General features: G+C 68.9%; 18 protein-coding genes and 1 tRNA gene. 11 read left to right on the forward strand and 8 right to left on the reverse strand.

Features of this window, described 5'->3' with window-relative positions; all coding sequences use genetic code 11:
• Positions 1-37 precede the first annotated feature (37 nt).
• Positions 38-1,189, reverse strand: a complete 1,152-nt coding sequence (locus ACLBX8_RS25465) for a diguanylate cyclase domain-containing protein (RefSeq protein WP_447715936.1) — start codon at positions 1,187-1,189, stop codon at positions 38-40.
• Positions 1,190-1,669: 480 nt separating this feature from the next.
• On the opposite strand from ACLBX8_RS25465, the gene ACLBX8_RS25470 reads away from it, so the two are divergent.
• Both ACLBX8_RS25470 and ACLBX8_RS25475 read left to right on the forward strand, forming a co-directional pair.
• Positions 1,670-2,086 (forward strand): DUF3768 domain-containing protein, encoded by a 417-nt coding sequence (locus tag ACLBX8_RS25470; RefSeq protein WP_447715937.1) that lies wholly within the window; start codon positions 1,670-1,672, stop codon positions 2,084-2,086.
• A 191-nt stretch (positions 2,087-2,277) separates the two neighbouring features.
• Positions 2,278-2,541: a hypothetical protein gene (locus ACLBX8_RS25475; protein ID WP_447715938.1), complete on the forward strand. Its 264-nt coding sequence runs from the start codon at positions 2,278-2,280 to the stop codon at positions 2,539-2,541.
• 12 nt (positions 2,542-2,553) lie between these two features.
• Here the strand turns inward: ACLBX8_RS25475 and ACLBX8_RS25480 are convergent, their stop codons facing one another.
• Together ACLBX8_RS25480 and ACLBX8_RS25485 are read right to left on the reverse strand one after the other, a co-directional pair.
• Positions 2,554-3,396 (reverse strand): hypothetical protein, encoded by an 843-nt coding sequence (locus ACLBX8_RS25480; protein WP_447715939.1) that lies wholly within the window; start codon positions 3,394-3,396, stop codon positions 2,554-2,556.
• Positions 3,393-3,758, reverse strand: coding sequence for a hypothetical protein (locus ACLBX8_RS25485; RefSeq protein ID WP_447715940.1), 366 nt, complete (start codon positions 3,756-3,758; stop codon positions 3,393-3,395). Before ACLBX8_RS25485 ends, ACLBX8_RS25480 begins: the two co-directional genes overlap by 4 nt.
• A gap of 152 nt (positions 3,759-3,910) precedes the next feature.
• Between ACLBX8_RS25485 and ACLBX8_RS25490 the strand changes: the two genes are divergently transcribed.
• Together ACLBX8_RS25490 and ACLBX8_RS25495 are read left to right on the forward strand one after the other, a co-directional pair.
• Positions 3,911-4,171 carry a helix-turn-helix transcriptional regulator gene (locus ACLBX8_RS25490; protein ID WP_447715941.1) on the forward strand — a complete coding sequence of 87 codons (261 nt, stop codon included), beginning with the start codon at positions 3,911-3,913 and terminating at the stop codon, positions 4,169-4,171.
• A 565-nt stretch (positions 4,172-4,736) separates the two neighbouring features.
• Entirely contained in the window at positions 4,737-4,994 is a 258-nt protein-coding gene (locus ACLBX8_RS25495) for a hypothetical protein (RefSeq protein ID WP_447715942.1), read from the forward strand.
• Positions 4,995-6,076: 1,082 nt separating this feature from the next.
• Here ACLBX8_RS25495 and ACLBX8_RS25500 read toward each other — a convergent pair.
• Both ACLBX8_RS25500 and ACLBX8_RS25505 read right to left on the reverse strand, forming a co-directional pair.
• Positions 6,077-6,943 carry a hypothetical protein gene (locus ACLBX8_RS25500; protein WP_447715943.1) on the reverse strand — a complete coding sequence of 289 codons (867 nt, stop codon included), beginning with the start codon at positions 6,941-6,943 and terminating at the stop codon, positions 6,077-6,079.
• A gap of 180 nt (positions 6,944-7,123) precedes the next feature.
• Positions 7,124-7,199: transfer RNA gene (locus ACLBX8_RS25505), tRNA-Glu, on the reverse strand.
• 162 nt (positions 7,200-7,361) lie between these two features.
• On the opposite strand from ACLBX8_RS25505, the gene cobU reads away from it, so the two are divergent.
• The 5 genes from cobU to ACLBX8_RS25530 all read left to right on the forward strand — a co-directional run bounded on the left by cobU (position 7,362) and on the right by ACLBX8_RS25530 (position 11,684).
• A complete protein-coding gene (gene cobU, locus ACLBX8_RS25510; RefSeq protein ID WP_447715944.1) occupies positions 7,362-7,904 on the forward strand; it encodes a bifunctional adenosylcobinamide kinase/adenosylcobinamide-phosphate guanylyltransferase in 543 nt (180 codons plus the stop codon).
• Positions 7,901-8,503 carry a cob(I)yrinic acid a,c-diamide adenosyltransferase gene (cobO, locus tag ACLBX8_RS25515; protein ID WP_447715945.1) on the forward strand — a complete coding sequence of 201 codons (603 nt, stop codon included), beginning with the start codon at positions 7,901-7,903 and terminating at the stop codon, positions 8,501-8,503. The genes cobU and cobO overlap by 4 nt, the downstream gene beginning before the upstream one ends.
• Positions 8,504-8,538: 35 nt before the next feature.
• Positions 8,539-9,981 carry a cobyric acid synthase gene (locus ACLBX8_RS25520; protein WP_447715946.1) on the forward strand — a complete coding sequence of 481 codons (1,443 nt, stop codon included), beginning with the start codon at positions 8,539-8,541 and terminating at the stop codon, positions 9,979-9,981.
• Positions 9,982-10,059: 78 nt separating this feature from the next.
• Positions 10,060-11,406, forward strand: coding sequence for an MFS transporter (locus ACLBX8_RS25525; protein WP_020095589.1), 1,347 nt, complete (start codon positions 10,060-10,062; stop codon positions 11,404-11,406).
• 101 nt (positions 11,407-11,507) lie between these two features.
• Positions 11,508-11,684, forward strand: a complete 177-nt coding sequence (locus ACLBX8_RS25530) for a hypothetical protein (protein WP_010687019.1) — start codon at positions 11,508-11,510, stop codon at positions 11,682-11,684.
• A gap of 41 nt (positions 11,685-11,725) precedes the next feature.
• Here the strand turns inward: ACLBX8_RS25530 and ACLBX8_RS25535 are convergent, their stop codons facing one another.
• Together ACLBX8_RS25535 and cbiB are read right to left on the reverse strand one after the other, a co-directional pair.
• A complete protein-coding gene (locus tag ACLBX8_RS25535) occupies positions 11,726-12,640 on the reverse strand; it encodes an NAD(P)-dependent oxidoreductase (RefSeq protein WP_447715947.1) in 915 nt (304 codons plus the stop codon).
• Positions 12,641-12,815: 175 nt separating this feature from the next.
• A complete protein-coding gene (gene cbiB, locus ACLBX8_RS25540; RefSeq protein WP_447715948.1) occupies positions 12,816-13,811 on the reverse strand; it encodes an adenosylcobinamide-phosphate synthase CbiB in 996 nt (331 codons plus the stop codon).
• Between cbiB and cobD the strand changes: the two genes are divergently transcribed.
• Positions 13,803-14,837: a threonine-phosphate decarboxylase CobD gene (gene cobD, locus ACLBX8_RS25545; protein ID WP_447715949.1), complete on the forward strand. Its 1,035-nt coding sequence runs from the start codon at positions 13,803-13,805 to the stop codon at positions 14,835-14,837. The two genes, cbiB and cobD, sit on opposite strands and share 9 nt — an antisense overlap.
• Here the strand turns inward: cobD and ACLBX8_RS25550 are convergent.
• Entirely contained in the window at positions 14,830-16,005 is a 1,176-nt protein-coding gene (locus tag ACLBX8_RS25550) for an MFS transporter (RefSeq protein WP_091683150.1), read from the reverse strand. The two genes, cobD and ACLBX8_RS25550, sit on opposite strands and share 8 nt — an antisense overlap.
• Before the next feature lie 332 nt (positions 16,006-16,337).
• Here ACLBX8_RS25550 and ACLBX8_RS25555 point away from each other — a divergent pair, with 332 nt between their 5' ends.
• Entirely contained in the window at positions 16,338-16,529 is a 192-nt protein-coding gene (locus ACLBX8_RS25555) for a hypothetical protein (protein WP_012318462.1), read from the forward strand.
• Positions 16,530-16,674: the final 145 nt, after the last annotated feature.

Here is a 16,674-nt window from a genome sequence, read left to right on the forward strand (position 1 = left end):
ATTGAATATAGTGCGAGGCTGATCAGTCGGCTGTGGCTTAGACGTGACCGCGACGAACTGAGTCAGCTCGATCTTCCGGCAGCCCGCGTCGGCGAATTGATTTCATTCTGTAGGATTCTGCATCTGCTCGAATAAGCAACTTGTCGAGATCTGTCGGCTTGAAGGATGACGCGGCGCAACCGACGCTGGCGCCGATCGTGACCTCTTGGTCGCCGAGAGGGAATGGTTTGTGCAGGCATTCCATGATCTGCTCGACGTGGGCCGCGAGATCGCTTCGTCGGTGCAGGCCCGGCTTCAGGATGACGAACTCGTCGCCGCCCATGCGGACCACGGTCGCGTCGGGGGCAGAGACAGCGACGAGGCGGGCGGCAACCATCCGCAGCAGGGCGTCGCCGGCCGCGTGACCGTATCGGTCGTTGACCGTCTTGAACCCGTCCAGATCCAGGCAGAACACGGCGACCGAATCGTCGGCATTGATGGCCCGGAAGGCCGCGCGCAGACCGATGCGGTTGGCCAAGCCCGTCAGGGGATCCTTGTGCGCGAGGGCTGCCATCGCCAGCTTCATCCCGACATGCTTCACCGCGGTGCGATGAACGTGGCGCACGCTCTCGAAGCTTCCGAGCAGGAAGATCGAGAACACGACCACGATGATGTGGTGGGGGACATCGCTCCACGTCGCCGCCGCGACGATCGGCGGAACCGCCGCCAGCACGATGGCCATGAGGGCGATCTTGGGCCTGATCCCGACACGGCTGACGATGCCGGAGCAGTAGCCGAAGATCAGGCCCGTCGCGAGCATCTGCAGGCTCAGGTCGGGCTGCAGGAAGATCGCCGTCGCCGTGAGGCCGACGGAGGCTGCGACGAGGCTGGTGATCGCGGCATGTGCCGCCTTCCACGCGTTCGTCTCGGCGCGCGCGGGAAGCTCCAGGCCCGGACGCCGCCTCTGAAGCTGCATCAGTGCGACCTTAGCCACCGACGCCAACCCGCCGCCGATGGCGGCGGCAAGGAGGGCACTCATCCCGGTCGACGCGTAGGCAAAGCTCGCGACACCGACCAGGGTGCAACCCATGATGCTGGTTGGCACTGTGGAATGAGCCAGCTCGGCGACGAGAGCGGAGCGAACGGCACTGGTCTCCTCCTTCTCACGTCCGTCGACGGCCACGTAGCGCCCCCTGACCCGGTTGGTCATGCACGGGACCTAATGCATATTAGTTGACACTGGTTTTCCCGGCAGCTCCGCGAACCTCGAACTGGGCCTCACGCCTTTCCGCTTTCGGGCAAGCACCTGGGGGCGTTTACCGACCGAGTTGGGTCGTGTGCAGGCTGTCCGATTTTCCGGCGGGTCTGCTCCGAAGCAGCCATTCTGCTTACGGCCAGATCCGGACATAGCAAGTGATCAGTTCTTCTCCATTCCCGTTGCGGTGGAAGCCCAAAAATTGGTCGCATACGTGCCCGCTTACCTCACCAGTTTGCGACCTTGACACTAATATTATATTCCTATATACGTGTTGTCATGACTTTTTGCTGACGAGCCCCAACATGTCGCGACGACCACAACACTGAAGGCGCTCGACCTCGTCACAACAGGCCCGGCGATCAAGCCACCGCAGTCCGAGCACTACCAGCAAGGGGTCCCACACGGGGCCCCTTCTTCTTTGCGAGGTCGACCATGAGCAGCGCTGAACTTCCGACGCCACCCGACCGTTCTGCCGCGTTCGGCAGTTCGCAGAAGCCGAGCAAGCCAGTGGTCGCTGTCACCACCGATTTGGCCGCTCGCGTGCGCGCGCTGAACGATGCCTTTCGGCGAAGCTTCGCCGGCGGGCGGGTGGTCGAGACGCCCGGCGTGGTGGGTCTACCCGAGGTCGACCGCATCGCCCTTCTGCTGGCTGTGCGCCGCTTCAGCTGCTTCGACCCTGACAACGACCCGTACGGTGAGCACGACTTCGGCGCGGTCGAGATCGGCGGCCAGCGCTTCTTCTGGAAGATCGATGCTTACAATCGGGCGCTGCTCGGTGGTTCACCGAATCCCGCCGATCCCGCGGTGACCACCCGTGTGCTCACGATCATGCGCGCCGACGAGTACTGACGTGGCGCCCCTCGCGCGGCATCGCGCCCATCCCGGACCGTTCCGTCCCACGGCGGCGAGGTCATACGTCTCCAGCCGCGCGGCGAGGCCGAGCTCGACGCCGATACTGAGTGGGACGAGGACTGGCTCTCTGATGACGATGGCGACTGGTCCGGTTGCACCCTCGATGGTGAGAGCGAGAAGGGCTGATCGTGAACTCCTCTCCCGACCCGACCAGACTGATAGCTTTGTGCTTCGGCAAAGCTGCTGAAGCGGCCGATGGCACGGTGTCCGCGGCAGCTTCCTTCCCGAACAGCCTGTACGCAATGCCCGCGACGACCCCTGTCGGCATCCTGCTGAAACTCGTGGTGCTGTCGAGCCTGGGGGAGCCGGGCGCGGCCGAGCGCGATGCATCACTCTGGCGCGAACTTCGCCTGATCCTCCTCGACCTCAGCGCGATCGACGATCGAGGCTGATGACGAATTTTCTTATGGCCCATCGCCGAGTTCGCGCAGCTTAACGACCTCGATGTCGGCGGTGTACTGCGTGAGGTCGAATACTGCCGCGTCGACGCCGATGAGCTGGCGCGTGCCCTCCCGGCGGAACACGAAGGTGCAGCCAATCCCGCTGATGCCACCCTGGTCGCAGAGGGCCTCGGGGAAAGCTTGGCACAGGCGCTCAAGGGTGGGCTCGCAACGCTTGGCCACCGGATCCGGCACCGGGAAGGCGCTGTAGCCGCGCTGCTGCAGCGAGTTGCGCACGATCGGGTACTTCTGCCCGAAATAGGCTGCCTGCAGGCCAGACAGCAGCGGTGACTCAGCGGGCCCGTTAGCATCTGAGACTGACACGGCCTTACCCTCCAGCCCGGCATCGAGCCACAGCTTATCGAGGAACTGCGGCTGGTCGAAGCCACAGACCACCTGCTTGGGTTCGTTGCAGGTGTAGACCCGGTACCGGTCCTCGCCCAGGGGTTCGATGAATACGCTCTCGAGATCGACGTACTGCACGGGTTGCAGGCGTTCGGCGTAAGCGTGGTCGACGAAGGCGGCAACCTTGTCCTTGCTCCTCACGGTCGTGATCGCCTTGCCTGCCGCGCGCAGAGCGTCAAAAGCTTGCATCGCCTCGGGCCACGCCTTGCAGTCCGGCGGCTTGGCGTAGGCGGCTTTGTCGCCGTTGAAGTAGAAGACGCGATTGAGTTCGAGCGTGTGCGGCGATGCTTCACCGAACTGAGCTGCGGCGGGGCCGGATCCCAAGAGAGCACAACCAAGGAAACCGGCTACCAATAGGCCAATCGAGGCCCGTGAGCGAGGTGGGTGGGCTGGCTGCTTCATGAGCTCAGCTCCGTCCCGCTGGCGGGCACTTTTCGTCGGCGCTGCTCGCGCACGCTGAGGTAGGCCATGGCGGCGAGCACGAGGGCGACGAAGCCCCAGATCCTTTGGTCGTGAAAGCCCGAGCTGCTGCCGACGCCGATGCCGAGCGGGGCGGCGATGAGGAACATGGCGACCGAGGCCCGGGGCAGGCCGAGAGCGAACGTTGAGCCGAGCAGGTAGAGCAGGGCGACGAGCACACCGACGGCACCGCCTGCGCTGATCGCCTGATCCTTGGCCATTCCGCCGCCGAGGCTGACCGCGCAAGATTGCAGGCCGACGGCAAGGGACAAGCACAGCCCAATGATGAGCACAGCGATGCGCATGGCGGGTCCTTGGCTGCGCTGATGATTCGTGGCTCAGGAAAAGGGACATGACGCCAGCGCGGCGCATCCCCGGGCGGGGGCGAAACTGACGTAGGTTTCATGTCGAATATATTCGGTGTTTTTGCGGCGAGCAAGGTGATGCCAGTGCCGGCATGGAAGGCCGAGCGCGCGTCGCCTGGAACCTGCGGCAGCTGCGGGTTGAGCGCGGCATCACCCAGGAAGGTCTGGCAGTCGATGCCGGCGTGGACCGCACCTACGTCAGCGGTATCGAGCGGCGCGAGTTCAACCCGACCGTAGATCTGCTCGACCGCTTGGCGGTGGCTCTAGCGGTCGACATCCTAGACCTGCTGGCGGTGCCAGCGAGCAACGAGGCCGCACCATCGCCCTTGCCGGCGGGACGGAAGCGACGTTGATCGTGAATGAAGAGGGATCGTGCAACCGGCTTCGCGGCACGATCGGCATGGTTTGCCGGCCGAACCGATGATGCCTTACACGGGATGTACGCGCTGCATAGGCTTTTGCGAGCGTGGGTAGGGGGTTCAGGCGTCGGCACCCAGGTGCAGTTGCCCAACTCACTCAACCAGCCCTCGATGCCCTCAAACCCGCCTCCGAGCGGCTCAACCTAGTCGAAGACTCTGCCGACGAGGGTTTAGGTGTTTGGCTGCCGCTGAGCCTCACCGCGATCGCTTTGAAGCATATGGCCGAGCTCAAACGGGGCGACGTGGTAAGTTGGGTTCTTGGGCCTGCTGAATCTCGGCCCCAACCCCGTGAATCATTCCTCCACGCCATCGAACCCGTCTGTTATGTCGGTACTCGCAGCGACGGGGTGGAGCTGGGTCGTGCGGTTCAACCATGTCGCCAACCGGGTGAACCCGGGTCATTTCCAGACCGTGGTGGACATGTTCGTCGGGCAGCTGGGACTCTTGGAGTTGCGACGGACCGAACGCGCCGTGTGGTCGCGACAGCCCGGGGCCAAGTGTGGACCTGCAGCTCAGCCGTAGCGACACCGGGCATCGGGATCATGACCGGCAGCGCTCACAGATTTCATTCCTCAGCGACATGCCGGAAGCCGATCTCAATCGGCTGGCCGCGTGGTTCAATGTGAGGGGATTGCCCGCTCAGGTCGATGCCTATTCGGATCGCGAGTTCTACCTGGACGTGCCGGCGGCCTTCGTCGAAATCATTGTCGAGGCGATGTTGCCCGAACTGGCCGCTTACGAACCTCCGTTCGGATGATCGTTAGTCGTCTGTGGTGAATACGATGTATCCCGCCAGCTTAAAGACATTACTGATCGGACTGGCAAGAGACGTTCGCGCTGTGCTGAAGTGACTTGATCCGTTGAGGAGGCACTCAGCTTAAGCAGCACTAGGCAAGACTGCCCCATAACTGACATTGAGGATGGCCCCATGTGGCTGTCAGGCGACGTGGCCTGCATCGTCTGAGACGCATCACACGCCTTGGCGACGACCCAACGTCATCGACTTTTGCCATTCATCGAAAGAGCAGGCTCGCGCCTATCGCATCGCTGGCATGCGTAAAATGCATCTTCAGACATGTGTCGGACGTCAACGTACAACATCGGATCTCCTTAGATTAAAACTGCAAAAATTGCCACCTTGTCCGAAATTTAATACGATCTTCAAGCCCGATTCCGGGCGCGAAAGTTGTATTTTGCAACATAATGAGACCATACATGAGAAAATATATCGCGCAGTTCGTTGGATCTCATCCAACAACAAAGGTCATTGCGCACGTCGACCGCACACCGAACCTAGCTTATCTAGATGTTTGCCGCAAATTGAGCACAGAGCTCGCAGCACTCTATGAAGAACACGTTAAAGATATTGAATGGATGAAAAACATCTCAGATAAATTGCAATACTCACAGTTCGAACGTGATGCATACGCTGTCTTATATGGATCATCTGATTTGAGGCCGCATATTACAGTACGAAGTCTACCGCAGGGCTCATGAAAAAATATTAGAACTAAGCCCCCTTGAGCAATCAAGGGGGTTTTGATCTGCGCGTCTAATTACGTTTTCTTCTGATAGTATTTCCTGTAATTACAAATCACAGTAAGACTGGATTATAATTATAATCTATTGTCTTTGGATTCTATGCGAATATAAATTTTTAAAGCTCGTACAGCTCGTTTATTGGGAAATAATTCCTATAGTATGTCGGACAGAAAAATCTCCGACTATTTATCTAGAAAGCAATCGCGATCGCCACCTCATGCTGGTGCCGCGGATGTGGTTTCGTCCCACGAGGTATCCAGAGCGAAAATTGAGCGGGCATAGCCGACGAAAATGCGCTCAGGATCGAGAGATCTTCATCGGCGTAGGCCCTGACATCAAGGCTTTCGCGCGCGCCCGTAAATCGGCAATCTCGGATCCCAGAACTCGTGTGATGACGTATCGGCGCTGTGCCTTTCGAGTGCCGTCCGGTCGGAGCGTCGTGATACTTAATTCGTGAATCAAAGCGCGCTGTTTCGCCTCAGCCTTCGCTTGACGGGCATTCGCGATTGCGTTCGGCGGGGATTGGGACACCCGTCTCGCCACTGCCCGCTGGCGCGCCCAGGCGTGCAGCCCCTGGCCCGGTGTCGCCGCCAATGCCTGAACCCGGCTCGGCAGCACCTTGGCTGCTTCGAGGTGCTGGATCGCCCGCACGTCCCGGCTGATCAGCTTGCGCGCCGCCAGCCGCTCGGTCTGCGTCTCACCGCCGTAGGAGACGAAACGCTCGACGATGAGGTGCAGGTCGTGGGTCATGCGAGAGCGTTTGCGCCCGCTCAACGTTTCAAGCTCGGTCATGATCGCAGCATGCAGTGGGCTCGCATTGATTCGGATGTAGGTCGCGTAGGCCAACGCGATGGCTTCAAGATGCTGCACATCCGACGCCTTGCGGATGTTCAAGCCGGCGCGCTGCAACCAACCCGCGCTGCCGAGCGGCTGCGACCCGGCACTCTTGGCGTGATGCAGGAAGCGTTCAGCGTCGGCGGCCACAGCGTCACGGCTGCTGGCCTGAGCACCGGTTCGATCTGCTTCGGCGACCTTGGTCGCAAGTTGAGCCGAATTTTGCCCATCAGGCGCTTTCGCCGGCTCGTTGCGACGCGGCGGCCGGGTTGAAGGGGAGGGGGGACGAGGTCGGTTAAACCGAAATGTCGGAACCGTGTCGTTGAACATGGCCTGGATCCATCCCGAGCAAACGGCCGTGCTTTGAGGCAGCGCGACACTTCGTCGATATGAATTGGCGACCTGCTGATGGCCGACTGAAGCCAGCATCGTCCAACGTTGTCCGGCCCGCTCGACGGGACACAAACTGGACACCGCTTGAAGCAACTTGGGCTAAGTGCTTGAAAACCCTGGCGCGCCCTACGGGAATCGAACCCGTGTTTTCGCCGTGAAAGGGCGACGTCCTGGACCGCTAGACGAAGGGCGCTCTGGCTGGGCCGGGGTTCTATAGTCGGACCGGAGACGCCCGGCAACCGTCCAGGCGCGGCACAGGTGCCACAGGTCCCGAGTTTGCAGGTCCTGAGGTCACAGACCCCGAGTCTGTCGGTCCTGGGTTTGACCGCGCACCGGGTTGGGGCGATGGAGAGCCATGCCCCAGCCCACCCCTCGCATGACCCTCGTCCTCGGCGGGGCGCGGTCCGGCAAGAGTGCCTACGCGGAGGGGCTGATCGAAGCCTGCCCCGGCCCGTGGCTCTATCTCGCCACCGCCCAGGCCTTCGACGACGAGATGGTCGACCGCATCGCCCAGCACCGCGCGCGGCGCGGCGGCACTTGGCGCACCCGCGACGTGCCGCTCGCGCTGCCGGAGGCGGTCGCCGAGGCCGAGGGACCGGTCCTGGTCGACTGCCTCACGCTCTGGCTCACCAACCTGATCCTGGCGGAGGCCGACGTGGCGGAGGCGACGGCGCGGCTCCTCGCCGCCTGCGCCGACGTCCCGGGCCCGCTCGTGCTGGTCGGCAACGAGGTCGGGCTCGGGATCGTCCCCGACAACGCCCTCGCCCGGCGATTCCGCGACGCCGCCGGCCGCCTCCACCAGCAGCTCGCCGCGCGGGCCGACCGGGTCGTCCTGACCGTGGCCGGCCTGCCGCTGGTCGTGAAGCCGCGAACCTCTGAGACAGGAGCCTCCGCATGAGCGACGACGCCGCGCGCCACCGCGAGAAGATGGAGAAGCGCAAGGCCGTCCAGGACGCCGAGGTCGCGGGCAAAACCCTCGAGAAGGGCCTGCTCCTCGTCCATACCGGCCCCGGCAAGGGCAAGAGCACGGCGGCCCTGGGGCTGATGCTGCGGGCGCTCGGCCGCGGCTGGCGGGTCGGCATGGTGCAGTTCATCAAGGGCGGCTGGGACACCGGCGAGCGCCACGCCGTGGCGGCCTTCGGTGAGAGGGTCGCGTGGCACACCCTCGGGGAGGGCTTCACCTGGGAGACCCAGGACAAGGCGCGCGACATCGCCGCCTGCCGCCACGCCTGGGCGGTCGCCGAGAGCCTGATGGCCGATCCCGCGATCCGCCTGCTCGTCCTCGACGAGCTCAACATCGCGCTGCGCTACGACTATCTCGACCTCGACGCGGTGCTGGCCGCCCTGCGCGCGCGCCGGCCGGACCTGCACGTCGTCGTCACCGGCCGCAACGCCAAGCCCGCCCTGATCGAGGCCGCCGACCTCGTCACCGAGATGGGCAGCGTCAAGCACCACTTCGCCGCCGGCGTGAAGGCGCAGGAAGGGATCGAGTTCTGAGCCCGCCGCGCGCGACAGCGCCCAGGAAGGCCCTGATGATCCAGGGCACCGGCTCCGATGTCGGCAAGTCCCTGATCGTGGCGGGGCTGGCGCGCGCCTTCACGGAGCGGGGCCTGAGGGTCCGGCCGTTCAAGCCGCAGAACATGTCGAACAACGCCGCCGTCACCGCCGACGGCGGCGAGATCGGCCGGGCGCAGGCGCTCCAGGCCCGCGCCGCCCGGGTGGCGCCCTCCGTGCACATGAACCCCGTGCTGCTGAAGCCGCAGAGCGAGGTCGGCTCCCAGGTGGTGGTGCAGGGCCGGATGGTCGCCACCGTGAAGGCGCGCGACTACCAGGCCTGGAAGCCCCGGCTGATGTCCGCCGTCCTCAACAGCTTCTCCCAGCTCGCGGACGAGGCCGACTTGGTTCTGGTCGAAGGCGCGGGCTCGGCGTCGGAAATAAACCTGCGCGCGGGCGACATCGCCAATATGGGCTTCGCCCGGGCCACCGACACGCCGGTGGTGCTGGTCGGCGACATCGACCGGGGCGGCGTGATCGCGAGCCTCGTCGGCACGAAGGCCGTGATCGACCCGGAGGACGCCGCGATGGTCGCCGGCTTCCTCGTCAACCGGTTCCGCGGCGATCCGAGCCTGTTCGCCGACGGGATGCGGCTGATCGCCGAGCGGACCGGCTGGCCGGCGCTCGGCCTCGTGCCGCACTTCCCCGACGCCGCGCGCCTGCCGGCCGAGGATGTGCTGGGCCTCGCCGGCTCGGACCCGCGCGGGCCCGGCTCCGTCACGGTGGCGGTGCCGGTGCTGCCGCGCATCGCCAATTTCGACGATCTCGACCCTCTGCGGGCGGAGCCGAACGTGTCGGTGGTGCTGGTCCGGCCCGGAACGCCGATCCCCGCCGGGGCCGCCCTCGTGCTGCTGCCGGGGTCGAAGACCACGATCGACGATCTGGACTTCTTCCGCGCCGAGGGCTGGGACGTCGACCTGCGCGCCCATGTCCGCCGGGGCGGCCGGGTGCTCGGCCTGTGCGGCGGCTACCAGATGCTGGGCAACAGCCTCGCCGATCCGCACGGGATCGAGGGGGCGCCGCGCACCGTGGAGGGCCTCGGGCTCCTCGCCGTCGACACCGTGATGTCGCCCGAGAAGCGCCTGGCCGCCGTCACCGGCACGAGCCTGCCCGACGGCGTGCCGTTCTCCGGCTACGAGATGCATATCGGCACGACCGCGGGGGCCGACGCGGACCGGCCGCTGCTGCGCCTCGCCGACGGGCGCCCGGACGGGGCGGTCTCGGCGGACGGGCGCGTGGCCGGGACCTACGTCCACGGCCTGTTCGCCGACGACGCCCAGCGGGCGGCGTGGCTCGCGCGCCTGGGCACCGTCTCGGCGGGCGCCGGCTACGAGGCCGGGGTCGAGGCGGCGCTGGACGGCCTCGCGCGACACATCGCGGCCCATGTCGACTGCGACCGCCTCCTGGCGCTTGCCCGGTAGGCGGGGCGCGGGCCAGGGATTACTCTGTGTTATGCCGGCCCCGCCACGAAGGGCCGCACGCCCCCGGAGGAACGCCCCATGCCGCCCACGCCGTCCCCCGCCGGGGAGGATCTCGCCGCGAGCACCGTCCGGACCGTGACCCTGCGGCTCATGCCGCTCCTCGGCCTGCTCTACCTGATCGCCTATATCGACCGGCAGAACGTCTCCTACGCCAAGCTGGAGATGGTCGGCAGCCTCGGCCTCTCCGAGACCGCCTACGGGCTCGGGGCCTCGCTGTTCTTTCTCGGCTACTTCCTGTTCGAGGTGCCGGCCAACGTCTTCCTGGAGCGGGTCGGCGCGCGGATCTGGTTCGCCCGGATCATGATCACCTGGGGGATCGTCACCGTCCTGCTGGGCTTCACCCAAGGCACGGCGATGTTCTACGTGCTGCGCTTCCTGCTCGGCGCCGCGGAGGCCGGCTTCTTCCCCGGCGTGCTGTTCGCCCTGACCCTGTGGTTCCCGCAAGCGCACCGGGCGCGGATGATCGGCTGGTTCATGATCGCCAGCGCCATCGCCAACGCGGTCGGTGCGGCGATCGGCGGCGCGCTGCTGGGCCTCGACGGGCTCCTCGGCCTCCAGGGCTGGCAGTGGGTGTTCCTGGCCACCGGCGCGCCGGCGATCCTCATGGCCGCGGTGGTGCTGTTCGTCCTGCCGGACGGCCCCGAGACCGCCCCCTGGCTGTCGCAGGCCCAGCGCGACTGGCTCGCCCGCACGCTCCGGGCCGAGCGCGAGGACGGCGGCCACGTCGACCACGGCAACCCGTTCGCGGCGCTCCTCGACCGGCGGGTGCTGATGCTCGCCGGGGTCTACGTCTCCCTGCCGCTCGCCGCCTACGGCCTGGGCTACTGGCTCCCCACCGTGGTCAAGGGCTTCGGCGTCTCGAACCTCACCAACGGCTTCCTCAACATCATCCCGTGGCTCGCCACAGCCTTCGCCCTGTGGTGGGTGCCGCGCCACGCCGCCCGCACGGGGGCGCAGGGCAACGCCCTGACCTGGCACGTGGTCGGGCCGGCGCTGGTCGGGGCGGCGGGCCTCGCGCTCTCCGTCGTCCTGCCGGGCAACGCCGTGAAGTTCGCCTGCCTGTGCGTGGCCGCGGCCGGGACCTTCGCCGCCCAGCCGGTCTTCTGGTCGATGCCCGGGACGTTCCTGCGCGGTGCCTCGGCCGCCGCCGGGATCGCGGCGATCAATTCGGTCGGCAATCTCGGCGGCTTCGTCGCCCAGAACGCCGTGCCGTTCATCCGCGACCAGACCCAGAGCGACCTCGTGCCGATGCTGTTCCTGGCCGCCTGCCTCGCCGTGGGGGCGGGCCTCATGTTCGTGGTGCTCTCCGCCCTGCGCCGCGACGCGGCGCGGCGGGCGGTGCCGACGGCCGCGAGACCGGCCTGAACACGGTCCGGATTCGTGCGTTATCCTTCCTCAGGCCGGCGTGACCGGCAGGATGATGCAGACCCGCAAGCCCGCGGGCCATCGTCGAGGAGGGCACCGCGATGAGTCAGGGATTTCCGCTCATGATCCTCGCCTTCGGGACGCTCGGCGGCATCTGGTTCCTGGCCGCCGCGGCTAGGAAGCAGGTCGCCGACGCGAAGGGGAGCCCGGAGCGCTCCAGCGTGATCCACCACCACGGCGGCGAGCCGCGCCCGAACATGCAGGGCACCGAGCACTAGGAGAGCCGAGCACCGGGGCGGCCGCTCCCGCGGCGCAGCTGTCAGCCGGCGGCGATCCGCCGGCAATGGTCGAGGGCAGCGCCGATCAAGTTGTCGCTCGCCTCGGGCGTGCGGAACGCCGAGTGCGCCGACAGGGTGACGCTGGGCAGGTGCGCCAGCGGGTGATCCGGCGGCAGGGGCTCGACGGTGAACACGTCGAGCCCGGCCCGCGCCACGTGGCCGGTGCGCAGGGCCGCGACCAGGGCGTCCTCGTCGAGCACCGCCCCGCGGGCGGTGTTGATCAGCATCGCGCCGGGCTTCATCGCGGCGATCCGCGCGGCCGACAGGAAGCCGCGCGTCGCGTCGGTCAGGAGCAGGTGGAGCGAGACCACGTCGCTCTCGGCGAGCAGGCGGTCGAGCGGGACGAAGTCGACGCCGGGATGGGTCTTCGGGGTCCGGTTCCAGGCGAGCACCCGCATGCCCACGCCCCGGCAGAGGCGCGCCATCTCGGCCGCGATCCCGCCGAACCCGACGAGGCCGACGGTCTTGCCGGTGAGCTGGATCCCCTCGGTGCGCAGCCAGGATCCGGCGCGCATCGCCCGGTCCATCTCGGGCAGGCCGCGGGCGGCGGCCCACATCAGCGCGAAGGCGCACTCGGCGACCGCCGTGTCGCCGTAGCCCTTGATGGTGTGGACGGTGACGCCGAGGGCGTCCCGGAGCGCCTCCGGGTCCATGTAGCTGCGGGCGCCGGTGCCGAGGAACACGACGTGCTTCAGGCCCGCGCAGGCCCGGGCCACGTCGAGGGGGAGGGCGGTGTGGTCGATCACCGCGGTCTCGGCGCCGTCGAGGATCGCGGGCAGGTCCTGCGGCGCGATTCCGGGATCCGCGTGGATCGCGAAAGGCGGATCGTCCGGCTGCAGCAGCCGCCGGGCCACCGCCGCCAGGGTCTCGCTGGCATCCACGAACACGGCACGCATCGGCGTCTCCCTCATCCAGCCCCGTCCGGCCACGATGCGTCCGGTGCGCGGGCCGTGCCAAGGCCCGATCGGGAATTGCCGCCGTCTCTGCGAGCGGAGCGAAGCGATCCCGTCGGCGCCACGATCTCAGAGGTCGCGCGGCCCTGGCGCGCTTCGCTCCCTCCGCGAGGACGGCTCAGCCGGTGAGCGACAGGCAGAGCGCGAGGAGCGCCAGCACGAGCCCGCCCTGCAGCCAGCAGGCGGTGCGGTAGAGGGCCAGCGCCCGGGCGATGTCGTCGGCCGTGGCGGCGTCCCGGCCGTCGCCCATATGGGCGTCCGGGACGAGGGTGCCGTCATAGACCCGCGGCCCCGCGAGCCGCAGGCCGAGCGCCCCCGCCATGGCGGATTCGGGCCAGCCGGCATTGGGCGAGCGGTGTCGGCGCGCGTCCCGGGCCATGGCCCGGAGCGCCCCGCGCGCGTCGGCGCCGCGCAGGGCCGCCGCCCCGGCGATCAGCAGGCCCGCGAGCCGGGAGGCCGGCAGGTTCACGCCGTCGTCGAGCCGGGCCGCCGCCCAGCCGAAGGCGGCGTAGCGCGGGCTGCGGTGGCCGATCATGCTGTCGGCGGTGTTGACCGCCTTGTAGAGGGCGCCCCCCGGCAGGCCGAGGCAGCCGGTCCAGAAGGCCGGCGCCACGATCCCGTCGGAGAAGTTCTCCGCCAGGCTCTCGATCGCGGCCCGGCAGACCGCCGCCTCGTCGAGGCGGTCGGGGTCGCGCCCCACGATCATCGCCACGGCCCGGCGCCCGGACTCGAGGCCGCCCGCGCGCAGGGCCGTCTCCACGGCGGCGACGTGCTGGTGCAGGCTGCGCTGCGCCGGCAGGCTCGCGCCGAGCAGGCCGAGGAGGAGCAGAGCGGGGAGGGGGCCGGCGAGCCCCGCCAGCGCCGTGACGGCGAGGGCGGCCGAGCCGACCGCAGCGAGGAGCAGCGCCAGCGCGGCGCAGCCGGCGACCCGCCGCCGGCGCGCCGAGCCGCGGTTGAGGCCGCGCTCCAGGGCGGTGATCAGCCGGCCGATCCAGGTGACAGGGTGACCGACCGCCCTGTAGAGCGCGTCGGGATAGCCGGCCGCCGCCTCGATCCCGAGGGCGACGGCGAGGACGGCGAGCGTGTCGGCGAACGTACCGGGCAGATGGACCATTCGGTGTGGAGCGTTCCCGCGCGTGAGGCCGCCCCGATCGCGCATGGCGGCGATCTCGGCGGGCTCCGACAAGCCTTTCCCGACGCGCCGGAGCCCTGGCTCGACCTCTCGACGGGGATCAACCCGGTCCCCTATCCCGTGCCCGCCCTGGAGGCCAGCGCCTGGGCGCGCCTGCCCGAGGCCGCCGAGGTCCGCGCGCTCCGGGAGGCCGCCGCCGCGGCCTACGGCGCGCCGGACGCCGACCATGTCGTGCCCGCGCCCGGCACGCAGGTCCTGATCGAGACCCTGCCCCGGCTCCTGGCCCCGACCCGGGTCGCGGTTCTCGGGCCGACCTACGCCGAGCACGCCGCCGCCTGGGCGCGGGCCGGGCACGCGGTGGCGGAGGTCTCGAGCGTCGACGCCCTCGGCGCGGCCCAGGTGGCGGTGATCGTCGATCCCAACAACCCGGACGGGCGGACCCATCCCCTGGCCGAGCGCCGGGCGCTCGCCGCGGCGCTCGGCCGGCGCGGCGGCCTGCTGGTCGCCGACGAGGCCTTCGCGGACCTGGAGCCTGTGGAGAGCCTGTGCCCGCACGTCACCGCACCGGACTCGGCGCCGGGCCTCGTGGTGCTGCGCTCCTTCGGCAAGACCTACGGGCTCGCCGGCCTGCGCCTCGGCTTCGCGGTCGCCGAGCCCGGCACGGCGGCCCGGATCGCCGCGGCGCTCGGACCCTGGGCGGTGTCGGGCCCGGCCCTGGCGATCGGGCGCGCGGCCCTGTCGGACGCGGGCTGGCGCGCGCAGGCCGCCCGGGACCGCGCGGCGGACGCGGCCCGCCTCGACCGGATGATCGCCCGGGCCGGCGGCCGGGTCGTCGGCGGCACCTGCCTGTTCCGGACCGCCGATTTCCCCGACGGGCCGGACCTCTACCGGCGGCTGGCGGCGGCCGGCATCGCGGTGCGGCGCTTCGCCGGGCGCCCGGAGCGCCTGCGCTTCGGACTTCCGCCCGACAGGGCGGCCTGGTGCCGGCTGTCGCGGGTGCTCAGGTAGCCCGGGCCCCCGGCGGGTGCGGGTCGCGGGCCGCCACGAGCACGGCCAGCGCCGAGAAGGCGAGGCCGACCGCGCAGACGCCCGGCCAGCCCACGAGCAGGAAGGCCTGCGAGCCGGCATAGGCGCCGAGCGCCCCGAACACGAACAGGGTCGTGAACAGCACGGTGTTGATGCGGCCCCGCGCGCCCGGGACCAGCGCGTAGGCGCGGGTCTGGTTGGCGATGAGCGCGCCGTTCATGCCGATGTCGATGAGCAGCACGCCGAGCGCCACCGCGGCGAGCGACCACGTGCCCCCGGCCCACAGGACCACGAAGGACAGCGCGACCAGCAGGCTGCCGCCGAGGACCACGGGCTTCGCGCCCCGGCGGTCGGTGAAGCGGCCCGAGATCGGCGCCACGAAGGCCCCGCAGACGCCGATCACGCCGAACAGCCCGGCCCCGGCGGCGGTGAGGCCGAAGGGCGGCGCCTCGACCAGCAGGGCCAGGGTCGCCCAGAAGGCGTTGAAGCCCGCGAACAGCAGCGCCTGCGACAGGCTCGCCGTGCGCAGCACCGGCTGCGTGCGGGCGAGGTGGAGGATCGACAGCATCAGGGCGCGGTAGCGCAGCGGGTGCGTCTGCACCGTGTGGGGGAGGGTGGCCCGCGCGATGCCCGCCATGGCGAGCGCCACCACGGACGCGACGAGGAAGACAGGCCGCCAGCCGAGATGCGCCCCGAGGAAGCCGCTCGCCGTGCGGGCGAGCAGGATGCCGGTGAGGAGCCCGGTCATGACCTGGCCGACGATCCGCCCGCGGCTCGCGTCCGGGGCGAGCTCGGCCGCGAACGGGACCGCCTGCTGGGCCGCGCAGGACAGCACGCCGACCACCAGATGGGCGAGCGCGAGGCAGGCGAGGTTCGGCGCGAGGCCCACGGCGAGCAGGGCCAGGGCGAGGCCGAGGCACTGCCCCACGATCAGGGCGCGGCGCGGCAGGGCGTCGCCGAGCGGCACGAGCCCGACGATGCCGAGCCCGTAGCCGACCAGGGCCGTGGTCGGCACCCACAGGGCGGCGCGGTCGCCGAATTCGGCCACGATCAGGCCGAGCAGCGGCTGGTTGTAGTAGATGTTGGCCACGGCCCCGCCGGCGATCAGCGTCAGGCCGAGCCGGGCCTTCGCGTCGAGGGGTGCGGTCACGGCCGGGTCGGGGGCAGGCGGGTGGGCCGCCGCGGGAGAGCCATGGTCGGGTCCGTGTGGGGAGGGCGATCGGAGCGGCGAGCGATACGGGCGGAGCGCGCCGCCGGGCAAGCTGCGGCGATGCATCCCTGCCGGGACGCCCCGGGCCCCTTCACCGGAGCCGGCGGCGCACCATATGCAACAGACGCAGCCGGCGCCGCCCGCATGCGGGCGGGCGCCGCGACCGATGCGCCGGGCGCCGAGCCTCGCGAGGTTTACGGACCGGACTACGAATGAGAGGGCGGTTTCGTTCCGTGCGAACGGCGCCGGGCCGCCGCAGCAGGGAGTACGGGATGCCGAACTACCGCGTCGACTTCGCCAAGGAGATCCTCGGGGTGCCGTTCACGATCGGCTCGGTCGCGATCGCGCGGGCCCGCGATCCCGAGCGCGCCCGCCGCGCCGCGGAGCTGCGCTTCGCCCGCCAGCACGGCGTCGGCGACTGGCGCGAGCGGGCGGACCTCGCCACCGTGGCCGAGCGGCTCTGACGATCGTCCGGATCCGTCGCACCACCCCCGTCACACGATGGTCGTGCCGCGCCCGCACACGGGGAGCCCCGTGGGGAGCCCCGCGTCGGCGACCGGTCAAGCTCTGGTCGCGGCGGCCGCGGCGCCGTAGAATGGCGGGCGGATC

The organism is Methylobacterium sp. D48H (assembly GCF_053345715.1).